We start from the raw sequence: 13,954 nt of genomic DNA on the forward strand, positions 1-13,954 counted from the left end.
GTTGCACGCAGCCTCTGCAGTCCTGCGCGTCCGGAGGTTCGCGCATCGGTAGTTGCACCGACGGTGCGACGGAGTGCGCTGGGCGTGCAGTCTCATACCTGCCGGCGTCGCCGACGACGGCACTGATCGGCGGTGGCGAACCGCGGGCCGGCGAAGCGGTGACGGATCCGTAACTTCTGCCCTCGTCGGGGGCTTTCGTGAGAGTTCACGGGAACGGGCCCGCTGCGGGGGACGTGTCATCGGCCCCGGTGGGCGTAGTGCGCCACTCGTGCGCGACGCGCCGAGTCTTCGCCCTTCATTGAGCCAAGACGCTCGGGCTGCGAGGGGGTCGAGGAGCGGATCGCTACCCAACCCTAAAGAAGCTAAAAAAGCTAAAAGGAACTAAAGGGACTGGTAGCGTCGTCCTTCATGAGGAATCCGTTCACCCCGTCGTTCGGGGCACCGCCGCCGTCTCTGGTGGGTCGCGCCGATCTCGTCGAGGACTTCGGCGACGCCCTCGACGACGGTCCCGGTGCTCCCGGTCGCGCGACGATCTACACCGGGGCCCGTGGGGTCGGGAAGACCGTCATGCTCAACGAGGCGGAGGCCCAGGCCCGCAGCCGTGGCTGGCTCGTCATCTCCGAGACCGCCACACCCGGGTTGCTCGACCGGCTCACCGGGGAACACCTGCCCCGGTTGCTGCGCGAGCACGGTCAGCCCGGCGGAACGAAGCGGCGCCTGTCCGGGATCACCGCCGCCGGGATCGGGGGCGTCAACTGGACCACCACCGACTCGCCGGCGCCGGCGGTGAGCCTGCGTCACCAGATCGAGGAACTCACCGCCGCCCTGGCCGCACACGAGACCGGCCTGTTGATCACCGTCGACGAGATCCACCGCAAACTCGGCGACGACCTGCGGGCGCTCGGTGCGATCGTCCAGCACACCTTCCGCGAGGAGCGGGAACTGGCCTTCGCCGCCGCAGGTCTACCCGCCTCGATCAGCGATCTCCTGGGCGACGACGTCCTGACCTTCCTGCGGCGGGCCGACCGACATTCCCTGGGTGCGGTGCCCCTCGACGAGGTGGCACAGGCCATCCGGGAGCCGATCGAGGGCACCGGACGCTCGATCGCCGAGGCCGACTGCCGCACCGCGGCGGAGGCCACAAACGGTTATCCGTTTCTGATTCAGCTTGTCGGATACCACATTTGGCGGCAGAACCGGACCGCGCCGGTGGTCTCCACCGACGACGTCACCGCGGGTGTCGCCGCGGCCCGCCGCCGGATCGGATCGTTGGTCCTCGAGCCCAGCCTCGCCGGGATCTCCGACGTCGACCGGAGTTTCCTGGTCGCGATGTCGCAGGACGACGGCCCGAGCCGGATCGGCCAGATCGCCGTCCGACTCGGCGTGGACGGAACCTATGCCAGCCAGTACCGGTTGCGGCTGATCGACGCCGAGCTGGTCGCGTCGGTCGGTCACGGGATGCTCGACTTCACCATGCCGTACCTGCGCGAGTACTTGCGCGAGCACGCCGCCGCGCTAGGGCTGCCGAGACATTCCTGAACTCTGAGGTCGCGCCGCCAGCGGATCGAACGTGCAGGTGAACCCGCCGCGTAGGAATCCGGGGCCAACCGGGATGTTGGACATGCGACCGAGTGGCGCCGGGGCCACGTACTCCGGTATACCTCTGCAAACAGGGTGACCGGTTTCCTATATCGACACGGCGTGACCGGTACCCCGTGGCCACATGAAGGCCCGACGCCCGTTGTCCTGGCCCTGGCCCGGTGGTCCATTCCCGGGCTCGGAGCAACGACGGGCTCGGGAAACGGAAAGGGAATCGGCAGTGTCACCCGCAGGAACCGCACCGCTACCGGCGCACCAGACCCCGACCCCCGGGGGCGTGGGGTGGCAGGAGCGGGCCGCGTGCCGCGGACTCGACTCGTCGGTGTTCTTCTCCCCGGACACCGAACGCGGCCAGGCCCGGGCCCGGCGCGAAATCCAGGCCCAGCAGATCTGCCATAACTGCCCGGTGCTTGCCGCGTGCCGTGACCATGCCCTGGCGACGGGTGAGCCGTACGGAACCTGGGGCGGGATGACCGAAACCGAGCGCAGGCGACATGCCCGTCGCCGCGGCGAACCCCGATCACTGCCACCGCGGCGACCTGTATCCGACGATGCCGAACGCGAGTGGGCATCCGCCCGGTAGCGGACGCGGCACCGCGGCACCGATCCTCGGATGCATCAGGGTCGGCGGCGGCGGCCTCCCCGCGCCCTGCTGGAGGCACCCACCATCTGCGTAGGGTGTTGGATCCGCCCCCGGGCGCACATCAACGGAGGCAGTGGTGGTCGGCTTCCCCGCAGCGAGATGGGGCAGAGAGTCGGTTGCCATGCGTCCTCGGTCCTCACCCGTGGTGAGGACGGTGTTCGTTTACTGCGTTGGCTTGCTGCGACCACGCAGTCGGTGCAGCCGGACCACCGCCGAGTGCTCGGGGTCGACGAACAACAGACTCTCGTCCCGCAGAATCCGGGCGGCGACACGATCGCACCGATACGCGAACACTGCGATGTGTTCGGACGCGGTGACGTCCTCCACCAGCCGCAGGGGAAGGCGCGCGATGCGGTAGCCGAGTCTGATCGCGTTCAGCGGTAGCGACCTCATCGTCGTCATTGCACGATGCTAGGCCGGTGCGCACGCCAGTGGACCACGCCGGTGGTTCGGCGGATCCCGCTGTCGGCCGCTGAGCTCGGCGGGGTTACCTGGTACTTCCAGTACTGTCATCAGATCCGGACCGACGAAGAACGCGAGGAGTGAATCTGTGGCACGCAAGGTCATGGTGGAGCTGGTGGACGACATCGACGGCACCGTGTTCGGTGACGACGGCGAGAGCATCCACTATGCCGTCGACGGTGTCGAGTACGTGATCGACCTGAAGGACGAGCACGCGAGAGAGCTCCGCGAGACGTTCGAGTACTACATCGCCCACTCCACCCGGGTCGGCGGCCGCAAACACCGCGCGGACCGGTCGGCTGCCCCTGCTCCGCGGCGGTCGTCGGACGAGACGAAGAAGATCCGGGCCTGGGCGCGCGAGCAGGGCTACGAACTGTCCTCGCGGGGCCGTATCCCCGCCGAAATCGAGCAGGCCTTCCGCGACGCCCACTGACCACGGGTGACCCGTCCTCAGGGTCGTTCACCGTCGGCGAACACACCGGCTGCCGCGAGCGACCACGCGCTGCATGTCGTGAGGTCACGCAGTGGTGACGATCCGAATCTCGGGATCGCTGTCGCCGGTGCGGATCCGGTAGTGCGGACAGCCGGCCACGTGGCGGGGCGCTCGGATCGGCTGCCGGTCGGTGTCGAGGTAGAGCCGGTACGCCAGTTGCCCGTCCCGGTGCTCGCCGGTGTCCGGGTCGACGGCGCCGAGGAAATACCCCTGCCCAGCGTCGATGCCGGCGAAGATCGCCCGCGCCCACTCGTTCGGTTCGGCGACGGGGAGATGCCGCGGCAGGCCGGTGGCGGCGTCGACACTGTGCACGAGCACGGTGACCACGAACCCCGAGACCGCCGGCGCCCACGGTGCGGCCGGGACCTCGAACATCGTGAGCGAGGTGTGGATTAGCAGTGCGACGTTGGTGCCGGTCCGGGCCGGGGTGGTGATGATATGCGGGTGCGCCGACGGCACCAGTGTGGTCAGTAACGGCAGCGCTGGAGGTTGCTCGGCGGGGAGGTCGCCGGAGGGAGCGGACACCAGCAAAAGGCTACAAGGTCACCCGTTCATGGCGTCCTTCAGCGATCACCCACCATGGCGGCAACAGCCCGTGTTCGTGGACACGAATGTCCACAAATCGGTGTGTGCGCTGCGCTGCTTCTCGGGCCGGGTGGGCGGCCGCGGCGGGGATTGGGGCTGGGCGCTGATTGTCGCCGAGACCACCGGCCTGTGGGCTCTCCGCGAGGGGGAGGTCCCTGGGCTGCTGTGCGGCCTTCACCCCGAACCTGGCTGCAACCGAGGACCGACAGCGACTCGAACACACGTTCGAAGTACGTGTTAGGCTCTCCCTTGCGGGGCGGGTGGAGGCCGAGCGTCTCGGGAAGCATCCGCCCCGCGCCAACTCGAGTGCCGAGGTGAGACCGATGGACAGTGTGATGAGCAAGGCCGATGAACTCGATCGTCTGGTGGGCGAGCTGGTGACCCTGGATGAGCAGCGCGTGTGTATCGGTACCAAGCTCGTCGATCTCGAGCACTATTTCCGTAAGGCCGGCTACCCCGAGTTGTCGCGGCGTGCACTGGATGCCTTCATGACGCGGTACCTGGGACGCGTCCTCGAGCTCGCCGACGGGATGCGCGAATAAGTGTGGACCACCCGCGTTGGTCTGACCACGGAGCCGTAGCCGCACGCTCTCGTGTCGGTCGTGGTGTGTACTCTGTGCGCAGTTCCGGGGATCCCCCCCAAACTGGTTCTCGGAACCCCGGCCCCGGCGTCACCCCCCCGACGTCGGGGCACATCAATGCCCGGACATCTCGACTGCACGCCGACCGTCGACAGCCGCGGCCTGTGGCCCGGCCACGGCCACGGCGGTTCGCTGCGCCCGCCGAGCAGCTCCACCGTCACCGACAATCACGGTCGTGCCATCCCTCGAGGATGGGCAGGCGAGCGGTGGCGCAGCCATGCCACCAGCCCGGATGGGTCCGCAGCGCCCAGTGCTGGCGGGATCTCGCCCAGCTCGGCGCTCACCCCGCGACCCCGACATCGCAAATGTGCGTGCAACACTGCGCGTATTAGAGCGTGTGATCGTGCGTGCATCGGGTAGTCTGAGGCCAGCGGCGGCCGGCACCACGCGCGGCCGGCCAAGGTGGGCGAAGGAGTGGGTATGGCGCAGACCGGAAAGCGGGGCGGACACTCGTCGCGGCCCAGCGGCGGGGGCCGAACGTCCAAGCCACGCACCGATGCCCGAACCTCGACAGGTGGTCCTGAGGTCTCGGCGTCCACCGATGGGTTGTCGTCGAAGCTCGAGTCCCGCAGGGGTCCGGTGAAGGTGCAGCTGAACACGTGGGTGTTGGCGTCGACGGAGGCCCGGTTGAAGTGGCTGGTGAACAACCGTGGGTTCACGGTCACCAGCGTCGTGGATGTGGCCCTGCAGGAGTTGCTGGACCGCTACGACGTCCCGCCGGCCGATCCCGATGGCCGGATCGGGGAGCGGTAGAGCCGATGAGTCGTCCGTGGGAGCAGATCGCCCTGTTCGACCTACACCAGCCCCCTCCGCCGGATCCTGCTCCCGCCGATGCCGCCGATGCCGCCGAGGTCGACGCGGAGGACACCGCCGCGGAAGAGTCGCCGACACCCACTGTTGCCGCGGAACCACCGACATCCACCACTGCGGCGGAACCGGCGGAGTCGCCGGAACCGACCGTTGCCGCGGAACCGCCGACTGCACCGGCGCCCGAGCCGGCAACCTCGTGCCGGCCGGTGTGGGAGTCGCTGCCGGCCGGTGCCGAGGCGGATGAGCACGCGGTGATCGTGACCGCCGCGGGAACGTACACCCCGTCGGGGCGGGAGTTGACGGGCCCGGTCGATTCGGTCGAGAAGCTCGACAAACTGGTGCGCTGGGCCGCTCTGAAGCCGTTGGGTACGCCGCCGCAGGTGTGGATCGTCAACCAGGGCGCATGCGAAGCGTTGGGGTGGGTGATCGACCCCGGCGACGAGGACGACTTCAAGGACACAGAGGCGCTGCGCACCCGCGCCGCCACCGACCTGACCGCAGTCCTACAGGCCACCCTGACACCGATGCTGAACGCGGGCTGGGAGCTGCGCAGCGATCCGGGGCACGTGGTCCACCTGTCCCGCAGCATCGGCAAGTTCACCTCGATGGTCGACGTGGTGCTCGAGCCATACATGTGGACATACTGGAACAAGGACTTCGGCTGGCACAACCGGGTCGGCGAGATGGGGATCCTCGGTTCACCCACGGCGGGAACGTATCTCCCCGACGACGACCTGCCCGCCGCGCGGGAGTTGGGGCGCCGGTTGGCCTGGTGCGCGAAACACCTCGGCGTACTCCCCGGGCCGACACCGGCGCGGACCGGCGCCGCGATCGTCGACAAGATCAAGCGCGAACGCACCCGGACGGGCAAGGGCCTGGTCGTGGCGACCGCGAGCCCGGTCCCGCCGCTGGACGGGGCCCCGCGCGGGGACCTCGAACCCGCGGCCGGGTGGACCCGAATGCCCGACGAACAGGACCTGGACGGGGTGTGCCGGTTGGTGTCCATCGACCAACGCGCCGCCTATCTGGCGTCGGCGGGGATGCTGGAATTCGGGTACGGGCAACCCACCCATCTGACCGGTCAGGCGGCGGCCGCGGCGGCGGTGGGGGAGAAGGGGGCCCCGTTCGGGCTGTGGCGGATCACCCTCCCACCGGCACAAACCCTGTCGCTGCCCGAGAAACTCCCGCTACCGCACCCACACATGCTCACCGACCAGCCGGTGCAGACCTGGGTCACCACGGTCAGCCTCGACGGGTTGTGCTCCCCGGTCGCGGATGGGGGGATCGGCGCCGACCTCGACGACCTCGACATCGTCGAAGCGTGGGTGTTTCCGCAGCAGGGCCGGGTGCTGGACAAATGGGCGAAGATCCTCCGCGAGGCCCGGAAGGTGTCGGTGGACACCGGGGATGCGGCGACGAAACGGTTTATCGGGTCCTGCTACAAGGGGTACATCGGGCGGATGGTGAACCCGGACATGTGGACCGCGACCCGGATGGCCCATCATCACCAACCTGTGTGGCGGGCGGCGATCATCGCGCACTGCCGGTGGCGCGGCCGGCGGGTGGCGATGCGGATCGCCCGCGAACACGGCCGGTGGCCGATCCGCACGGTCACCGACTCCTGGGTGTATTTGCTCGCCGAGGGGGAGGACCTCGCGGATGAGAGTGCGGCGTTGGGGAAGATGTCGGTGGAGAAGGACACCCCCCTCACCGACCCACTCCGGTCGGCCTTCACGTCCACGGAGGATGTGCACGAGGTGAAACTGGCGATCAATGCGGCGTTCGCCGACGACGACTTCGAAGCCGACGACTTCGCCGATGACGAAGGGGAGGGGGCACTCTGATGGCACAGCATCTCCCGAGGCCGCGCACCACGAAGCTGCCGCAGCAGGCGGTCGGTCTGGACGGCCTCAAGGTGTCGGTCGCGGACGCCGCGACAAGCGGTGTCGAAAAATCCAAGCAGGTCAAGTCCGGGGGGTTGGCTGGGCTGACCAGCAAGGTGTCCGTCACACAACTCCGCAAGGAGCTCGGGAACGAGGGGTTGCGGCAGGCGGCGATCGATGCCGGCCGCATCCCGCCGTCGGCGCGCACGTTGCGCCGGTGGGCCCAGCAGGGGCGGATCCCGCACGCGGATGTCCTCGAGCGGGCCCAACGCCGTGCGGCGATCGAACGCCTCGGTGGTATCGACGCGGTAGCCGCGAAGATCGGCCGGTCCCGCTCCGCGGTGTCCCGGTACCGGTCGGGGGAGACGAACGAGTTGCGGGCCGACGCGAGCAAGAAACTGAAAACCGTGAAGGCGCAGGACATCATGAAACGGGCCGGGGTGCTGCGACCGGACGGCACCCCGAAACGGGCGGTCATCCGCGTCAAGGGTGGTGTGATGGTCCGCAACGGCGCCGACGAGGGCTACGACTACCGGGTCCGCACCTTGGATTTCGCGAACTCCGACACCCCGTTCAGCAGCGACGAGTCCCGCGAACTCGCGACCGCACTGGCGAGTGACGATCACGCCCGGGTCGTCGCACTCCTGGAGCGGCACGCCACCCTCGACTACCCGGAGAACAAGGGCTTCGACAGGTACAGCGACCAGTTCGGGTTCCACTTCGACCACATCGACTCCGTCCACATCGACTGGATCTGACCACAGGACGGACCGAACCACGGGGATACGTCGTTCCGCGGGTAGAGGCGGGGAATCTGTTGTTATCCCGGTCAGCACACCGGGCGCAGCATGAATTGATCTCCGAATGGGTACATGTCGGCATGCTGCGCCGACAACCGGAAAGAGGTTCCCTCGACCATGAATGCCGTGTCCGCTTTCGTGTTCGCGCCGTCGCCCCTGTTGACGGTGACGATCGAAGCCGCTCCCGACGAGAGCGCGGAATTGCACGTGCACGGCGGCGGGCAGGGCTTCTGGATCGCGCGGATGGCCGTGACGCTGGGATTGGACACCACCTTGTGTGGGGTGTTCGGGGGTGAGGCGGGAGGAATCCTCGAATCGCTCATCGCCCGGGAGGGCATCACGGTGCGTGCGATCCACACCTCCGGGGAGAACGGTTCGTATGTGCATGATCGACGCGCCGGTGACCGGGAACCGATCGTCGAGGTGACGCCCAGGATGCTGTCACGGCACGAAGTGGACGACCTGTTCGGTGCGTCGCTCGCCGAGGGGATGAAGTGTGACGTGGCAGTGCTGGGCGGTCCGCACGCGGACGAGGTGATTCCCGCCGAGGTGTACACGCGCCTCGCCGCCGACTTGATGGCGCTCGGCGTTCCGGTGGTCGCGGATCTGTCCGGGCCGACGATGACGGCGGCGCTCGCCGGTGGTCTGACTGTGCTCAAGGTCAGTCACGAGGATCTCATCGAGGACGGCCGGGCGGAGTCCGAAGATCCGGCGGCTCTCGCGGACGCGATGACGGAGCTGGTCGAGGAGGGGGCGCGCACCGTCGTGCTGTCGCGGGCGGGGGACCCCGCGATGGCGATGATCGACGGCGAGTTGTGGGAGGTGGTGGCTCCCCCGATGCATCTGGTGGACCACCGGGGCGCCGGCGATTCGATGACGGCGGGTATCGCCGCCGGGCTCGCCGACGGTAAGTCGCTGACCGAAGCGTTGCAGCTCGGCGCGGGTGCGGGTGCCGCGAACATCACTCGTCGCGGTCTGGCGACGGGACAGCGTGATCTGGTGGTGCAGCTCGCCGAGACCGTGGAGGTGCGCAGGATGACACTGCCGGGCAGGTCTGCGACATGAGGGCCCTGGTCACCAACGACGACGGCGTCGACAGTCACGGAATTTTCGTCCTGGCGCGGCTGGCCCACGATGCGGGACTGGATGTGGTGGTGGCGGCACCCCATGAGGAGCGCAGCGGTGCCAGTGCCTCGCTGACGGCTCTCGCGAGCGACGGCCGGCTCGCAGTGTCCCGGCGTGAGTTCCCGGATCTGCCCGGGGTGGAGGTGAACGCGGTCGAGGCGTCCCCCGCCCTCATCAGCTTCGTCGCTGCCAGTGGTGCTTTCGGACCGCCGCCCGACATCGTCCTGTCGGGTATCAACCATGGGCCCAACACCGGTCACGCCGTGCTGCATTCCGGTACGGTGGGCGCCGCGCTCACGGGGGCGACGCACGGGACGCTGGCGTTGGCGGTCTCCTTGGCCGCCACCGACCCGCGGAACTGGGACACCGCCGCAACTGTGTGCAGGCACGCGCTGGAATGGATTCTCGAGCACGGCACGCCGGGTGCGGTGCTGAACGTCAATGCGCCCGACATTCCGCTGGACGAGTTGAAGGGCCTGCGACCTGCGCCTCTGGCGAAGTTCGGTGCGGTGCAGGCGAACATCGGGGACGCGAGCGATGGGTTCGTGACCGTGACGTTCACCGAGATCAGTGCCGGGGACTCCGAGGATTCGGACGAGACCGACGCCGGACTCCTCGCCCGCGGGTGGGCGACCGCGACCGCGCTGCGCGCACCGTTCGAGGCCGTCGACGTGGATCTGCGTACGTTGCGCTGGGTCCGCTGAGATGATAATTGTTGTGACTCAAGTCAACTGGGTAGCAGGTCGGGGAAGCGCCGGGCCGGCCCGGTCATCGTCCACGCCGGCCCTGGGCTCGCCGGCGCGGCCCAGGGCCGAGCGGGTCAGCTCACCGGAGGTGACGTACGACGGGGTGGGCGGGGATCACCCCCATCGAAAACTGGCTCACACAACTCCTCTCACGATCGCGGCCACCGTGAGGTGTCCGTTCTGGAGAATGCCGGCTCGGCACGGTTCTCGACACCGCCACCAGCCAGCGTCCCGGTGTTCCTCGCCCGTCACGGCGCTGGGGGCAGGATGGTCGCGGGCAGGGTCCAGTCCGGAGGGATCGCGGAGGCCAGTTGGTTGAGCAGGCGATCATCGCCGGTGTTGTAGCGGTCGATCACCTCGCCGATCGGGATCTGGTCCGGTGCGGGTGGTGGGCCGGGTTCGGGGCCGAAGGCGCCGAGGACGTCGCTGGTGTGCTGGTCGGTGGTGCCGTAGGTGTTGGCGGCAACGGAGAAATCCGGGCCGAAGGATGCCGAGGCCACGACGCTGGGACCGTAGTCCGACCACCCCCATTTGGTTCCGGTGACGGACGGCAGTCGGCCGGTTCCCCAGTTCTGGTGGGTGCCGTCGGCGGCGACGGGTGCGGCGGTGGCCATCCAGTCGAGGATCGGGCTGGTGGGGTCGGTCGTCTTCTTCGCTTCCAGGAAGGCGACCGTGTCGGCGGTACTGGTGGCCGAGTTGCCCCAGTATCCGGCACCGGTGGTGCTGGTCAGTCGGTACTCGGCGGCGATCGCATCGACCGAGTGCGGGTATTTCGCGTAGGCGCGGTCGGCGGCGTTGTCGTCGCTGTCGCGGATCATCCGCTGCCCGAGTTCCCGGTCCTCGGCCGAGCCGTCACCGCGGCGGATCATGTAGTCGGCTATGTACAGTTTCACGATCGACAACCCGGGGCGGGCGGCGGTCTGATTCGGGGTACCGACCCGGGTGCCGGAGGGGGTGTGCGCGAACGACAACGCGGTTCGCGGCGCAATCTCCGCAATCGCGTCGGGAGTCGGCGCGGCCATCGCCGTCCCGGCGCCTGCGCACACCACCACACCGCACGCCAGCGCCGCAAAGGTGGCCGACCGTACCGACTGCGCAACCGAAACCGGTTGTCTCCGGGAACCGTCCTCACGAGGGGACGCTGACGGCGCGGCCATATCGCACGCATACCCCGTGTCAACCGTTCCGACCCATGCGCACTGACCGCACAGCCGTAACTTCTCGAGGCGGCGTTGACGACCACAGCTCGGCGACCCCAGCGGGCTTGACGTCAAGCGCGAGGGCTCCGGGTACCCAGCGCGATTCCCTGCGGCCCCGAACCGCCGGGCACCTGCGGATCGTGCATCTCGTGATCGCTGCTGAACAGCTCGACCGCAAGCTCATTCTTCCGATCGTTGTTCATCTCTCCGTAGAAGCGGCGCACCACTGCTTCGTCGGAGCACAGGGGCGGCGCTGCCGCACTCGCCGGCGAGCTGGCCGCACCTGCGCACTGCCGCGACGTGGTAGCACACACCGTCTCGGAACTGGGCGGACTCGACATCGTCGTCAACAATGTGGCCTACCAGGAACCGGTCGACGACTTCCTCGAGTTGTCCGAGGAGCAGTGGCGGCGCACGTTCTCGGTGAACATCGACAGCTACTTCCACGTGAGCAAGGCGGCGGTGCCGCATCTCGGCCCGGGTTCGGCCATCATCAACACCGGTTCGGTGAATGGGCTGCGCGGGAACAAGTCGCTGATCGACTATTCCGCGACCAAGGGTGCGGTGACCGCGTTGACGTACTCGTTGGCGCAGGTGCTGTTGGACCGCGGAATTCGGGTCAATTGTGTAGCTCCCGGGCCGGTGTGGACCCCACTGATCCCGGCGACCATGGGCGAGGAGAAGGTCGCGACGTTCGGGGAGGGCGCCGTACGGGCGGGCCAGCCCGACGAGATCGCGCCGTCCTATGTGTTCTTCGCGTCCGGTCTGCTGTCGTCGTACTACTCCGGGGAGGTACTCGCCCCGCTCGGTGGGGAGACACTGCCCGGCTGGCTGCAGCGGTGGTGCCGGTCCGCGCATGCGCACCCGACACCACCGGGCCAGGGCCGCCTCGTCGGTGTCGGCTCTGCCTCCGGTCGCGGGGCAGCCGGGTCCCGGTCGACGGGCGATCGCCGAGCTCTAGTGATTGCGCAGCTCGTCGATGAGATCGGTCTTCTTGAGCTTCGAATAGCCTTCCAAGCCCAGCTCTTTCGCCCGCTTCTTCAGCTCGTCGACCGTCCAGTCCTCGTAGGATGGCGACTCCCCGCCAGCCTTCCCGACATTCGTGCGGCCACGACTGGCCGCCGCATTGGAGATGCGGGCCGCCTTCTCCTTGGAATCCCCCTTCTCCCGCAGCTCCTCGTACATGTCCTGGTCTTTGAGCTGGGGCTGCGAATCTTTGCGCGGCATCGGGTGCTCCTCCCGTCGAGTAGCTCGTGGCTGGGTCTATTTGTCCTGCTCGGCGCGCTCGCGTTGTTCGTGGACGCCGGCCTCGCCGCGGGCCTTCTCCGCCGCCGCTTCCTTTTCCGCCGCCTCACGTTGGGCCGCGGCCTTGTCCTGCTGCGCCTGCCCCTCCCGGGTCAGGTCGTCGCGGCCGGTGACAGCGCCGGCCGCCTCCTTCGCCTTTCCCTTCACGTCTTCGACCACACCCTTGACGGCTTCGGCGGGACCTGACTTGTCATCAACCACTGGTTCCTCCTCGTCGGTGAGTACCTGCCTTCGTGTCCGACGCCTACCCGTGCGCCCGGAACCTCAAACGACCACGTAACGACACGAGCCGAGGACAACGGCCAGGGGCGCCGCGATTCGGATCCCCATGACAGAACAGACTTCGAGGGTGTGTCAGCAGGCCAGCCGAAGGCGTCGCCTCGCGACGACCTGTTGTGCGTGAGCAGGTCAGCGCAGGGGAGTGGACGGGGAGAGTGTTCGCGACTCGGCCAGGTGCCGGGAGAACGCCGCGGCGTCCCTATCGAAGTCGACCCTGATCGTCCCAGCGCAGACTACGCGGATAGGGGTCGCGGGCTGCCGGTTCGTGAGACGTTGGGATGATGAGCCCCACCGCCCGCGTCCCGGAGTCGGTGCTCGACGATGTCCGAGAGCGTGCGCGCACGCCGGCCGTCACCTGGCTGCGCCGGGGCGCGGTGGCATTGCTCGTTGTGGTGGTGGCGCTCGGTGCGGTCGGTCTTCTCGGTGTGCGCAGCGGCACCGCCCACGCGACGGGAGACGGGTACGAGCTCACCCTGACGTATCCGCAGATCGCGCGGGCGGGACTGGATGTGCCGTGGGACCTGACCGTCCGCAAGCCGGGCGGTTTCACCGGCCCGGTGGTGATCGTCGTCGACTCCGACTACTTCGAGATGTTCGAGACCCAGGGATGGACACCGGAACCGTCCGCGGAGACCAGCGATGCCTCGCGGACCTACATGAGCGTCGATCCGCCACCGGGGGACACCCTGACGCTGGGTTTCGACGCCTACATTCAGCCGTCGAGTCAGCTCGGGCATGCGGGATCGGTATCGGTGTCGGAGAAGGGAGTCGACGTGGTCACCCTGGAGTTCACCACCTGGCTGGTGCCCTGATGGAGATCGTGATCCGGGCTGCGGTCCTGTTCCTGTTCCTGTGGGTGATCACCCGTGTCGTCGGACGGTCGACGGTCGGTGAACTGAGCACGTTCCAACTGTTTCTGTACGTCGTGATGGGTGACCTCGTGCAGCAGGGGGTGACGCAGCAGGATTACTCCGTCACCTCGGCGGTCCTCGCGGTCGGGGTCTTCGCGCTGCTCACCCTGGTCCTCACCCTGGTCCTCGCCTGGGCCAATGCGCGATTTCCGCGGGTCCGAGGCGTGACGCACGGTGTGCCGGTCATCATCGTCCGTGACGGGATACCCGACTCGGACCGGCTGCGCTCGGAACGGATGTCGCTCGACGACTTGATGGCCGATGCGCGGCAGAAGGGTATCCGCCGGTTCGACGAGATCGAGCTCGCGGTGCTCGGGACCAACGGCCGCGTGTCGTTCTTCACCCAGGCGAGGGCGCGCCGGAACAACCCGGCATCACCTGACGGGGGACCGGGTTCGTGTGGTTCCTCGTGTGTCCGAAATGGGGCGGCCGACGCGAGCGTCACCCGCGGTCGCGCCGCGATGGACGGGACG

General features: G+C 68.3%; 15 protein-coding genes and 2 pseudogenes. 12 read left to right on the forward strand and 5 right to left on the reverse strand.

Features of this window, described 5'->3' with window-relative positions; all coding sequences use genetic code 11:
• Positions 1 to 408: 408 nt before the first annotated feature.
• Together ACFU5V_RS31725 and ACFU5V_RS31730 are read left to right on the forward strand one after the other, a co-directional pair.
• Positions 409 to 1,539, forward strand: a complete 1,131-nt coding sequence (locus ACFU5V_RS31725; protein ID WP_378703874.1) for an ATP-binding protein — start codon at positions 409 to 411, stop codon at positions 1,537 to 1,539.
• 337 nt (positions 1,540 to 1,876) lie between these two features.
• A complete protein-coding gene (locus tag ACFU5V_RS31730) occupies positions 1,877 to 2,182 on the forward strand; it encodes a WhiB family transcriptional regulator (RefSeq protein WP_378704021.1) in 306 nt (101 codons plus the stop codon).
• Between the two features lie 222 nt (positions 2,183 to 2,404).
• On the opposite strand, the gene ACFU5V_RS31735 is transcribed toward ACFU5V_RS31730, so the two are convergent.
• Positions 2,405 to 2,644 carry a hypothetical protein gene (locus ACFU5V_RS31735; protein WP_378703875.1) on the reverse strand — a complete coding sequence of 80 codons (240 nt, stop codon included), beginning with the start codon at positions 2,642 to 2,644 and terminating at the stop codon, positions 2,405 to 2,407.
• A gap of 148 nt (positions 2,645 to 2,792) precedes the next feature.
• Here ACFU5V_RS31735 and ACFU5V_RS31740 point away from each other — a divergent pair, with 148 nt between their 5' ends.
• A complete protein-coding gene (locus ACFU5V_RS31740) occupies positions 2,793 to 3,137 on the forward strand; it encodes an Lsr2 family protein (RefSeq protein ID WP_378703876.1) in 345 nt (114 codons plus the stop codon).
• Positions 3,138 to 3,221: 84 nt separating this feature from the next.
• Here ACFU5V_RS31740 and ACFU5V_RS31745 read toward each other — a convergent pair whose 3' ends face one another.
• The gene (locus ACFU5V_RS31745; RefSeq protein WP_378703877.1) at positions 3,222 to 3,722 is read right to left on the reverse strand and encodes an N-formylglutamate amidohydrolase; all 501 of its coding nucleotides are present in this window, start codon (positions 3,720 to 3,722) and stop codon (positions 3,222 to 3,224) included.
• Positions 3,723 to 4,117: 395 nt separating this feature from the next.
• On the opposite strand from ACFU5V_RS31745, the gene ACFU5V_RS31750 reads away from it, so the two are divergent.
• The 6 genes from ACFU5V_RS31750 (at position 4,118) to surE (ending at position 9,745) form a co-directional block, all read left to right on the forward strand.
• Positions 4,118 to 4,324 carry a hypothetical protein gene (locus ACFU5V_RS31750; RefSeq protein ID WP_378674541.1) on the forward strand — a complete coding sequence of 69 codons (207 nt, stop codon included), beginning with the start codon at positions 4,118 to 4,120 and terminating at the stop codon, positions 4,322 to 4,324.
• Between the two features lie 519 nt (positions 4,325 to 4,843).
• Positions 4,844 to 5,176 carry a hypothetical protein gene (locus ACFU5V_RS31755; RefSeq protein ID WP_378703879.1) on the forward strand — a complete coding sequence of 111 codons (333 nt, stop codon included), beginning with the start codon at positions 4,844 to 4,846 and terminating at the stop codon, positions 5,174 to 5,176.
• A 5-nt stretch (positions 5,177 to 5,181) separates the two neighbouring features.
• Positions 5,182 to 7,077: a hypothetical protein gene (locus ACFU5V_RS31760; RefSeq protein WP_378703880.1), complete on the forward strand. Its 1,896-nt coding sequence runs from the start codon at positions 5,182 to 5,184 to the stop codon at positions 7,075 to 7,077.
• Positions 7,077 to 7,874: a hypothetical protein gene (locus tag ACFU5V_RS31765; RefSeq protein ID WP_378703882.1), complete on the forward strand. Its 798-nt coding sequence runs from the start codon at positions 7,077 to 7,079 to the stop codon at positions 7,872 to 7,874. The genes ACFU5V_RS31760 and ACFU5V_RS31765 overlap by 1 nt, the downstream gene beginning before the upstream one ends.
• 159 nt (positions 7,875 to 8,033) lie before the next feature.
• Entirely contained in the window at positions 8,034 to 8,981 is a 948-nt protein-coding gene (locus ACFU5V_RS31770) for a 1-phosphofructokinase family hexose kinase (protein ID WP_378703884.1), read from the forward strand.
• Complete coding sequence (gene surE, locus ACFU5V_RS31775) at positions 8,978 to 9,745, forward strand: 5'/3'-nucleotidase SurE (RefSeq protein ID WP_378703886.1); 768 nt, start codon at positions 8,978 to 8,980, stop codon at positions 9,743 to 9,745. Before ACFU5V_RS31770 ends, surE begins: the two co-directional genes overlap by 4 nt.
• Before the next feature lie 290 nt (positions 9,746 to 10,035).
• Here surE and ACFU5V_RS31780 read toward each other — a convergent pair whose 3' ends face one another.
• Positions 10,036 to 10,944: a hypothetical protein gene (locus ACFU5V_RS31780; protein WP_378703888.1), complete on the reverse strand. Its 909-nt coding sequence runs from the start codon at positions 10,942 to 10,944 to the stop codon at positions 10,036 to 10,038.
• 35 nt (positions 10,945 to 10,979) lie between these two features.
• On the opposite strand from ACFU5V_RS31780, the pseudogene ACFU5V_RS31785 reads away from it, so the two are divergent.
• A pseudogene (locus tag ACFU5V_RS31785) lies at positions 10,980 to 11,814 on the forward strand (SDR family oxidoreductase); the annotation flags it as partial.
• Between the two features lie 129 nt (positions 11,815 to 11,943).
• Here the strand turns inward: ACFU5V_RS31785 and ACFU5V_RS31790 are convergent.
• Positions 11,944 to 12,213, reverse strand: a complete 270-nt coding sequence (locus tag ACFU5V_RS31790; RefSeq protein WP_378703890.1) for a Rho termination factor N-terminal domain-containing protein — start codon at positions 12,211 to 12,213, stop codon at positions 11,944 to 11,946.
• A 36-nt stretch (positions 12,214 to 12,249) separates the two neighbouring features.
• Entirely contained in the window at positions 12,250 to 12,492 is a 243-nt protein-coding gene (locus ACFU5V_RS31795) for a CsbD family protein (RefSeq protein WP_378703891.1), read from the reverse strand.
• Positions 12,493 to 12,851: 359 nt separating this feature from the next.
• On the opposite strand from ACFU5V_RS31795, the gene ACFU5V_RS31800 reads away from it, so the two are divergent.
• Together ACFU5V_RS31800 and ACFU5V_RS31805 are read left to right on the forward strand one after the other, a co-directional pair.
• Positions 12,852 to 13,382 (forward strand): hypothetical protein, encoded by a 531-nt coding sequence (locus tag ACFU5V_RS31800; protein ID WP_378703892.1) that lies wholly within the window; start codon positions 12,852 to 12,854, stop codon positions 13,380 to 13,382.
• 116 nt (positions 13,383 to 13,498) lie between these two features.
• Positions 13,499 to 13,783, forward strand: a pseudogene (locus ACFU5V_RS31805) (YetF domain-containing protein); the annotation flags it as partial.
• Positions 13,784 to 13,954: the final 171 nt, after the last annotated feature.

Source organism: Rhodococcus sp. NPDC057529 (assembly GCF_042802055.1).
Lineage (GTDB): Bacteria > Actinomycetota > Actinomycetes > Mycobacteriales > Mycobacteriaceae > Rhodococcus_F.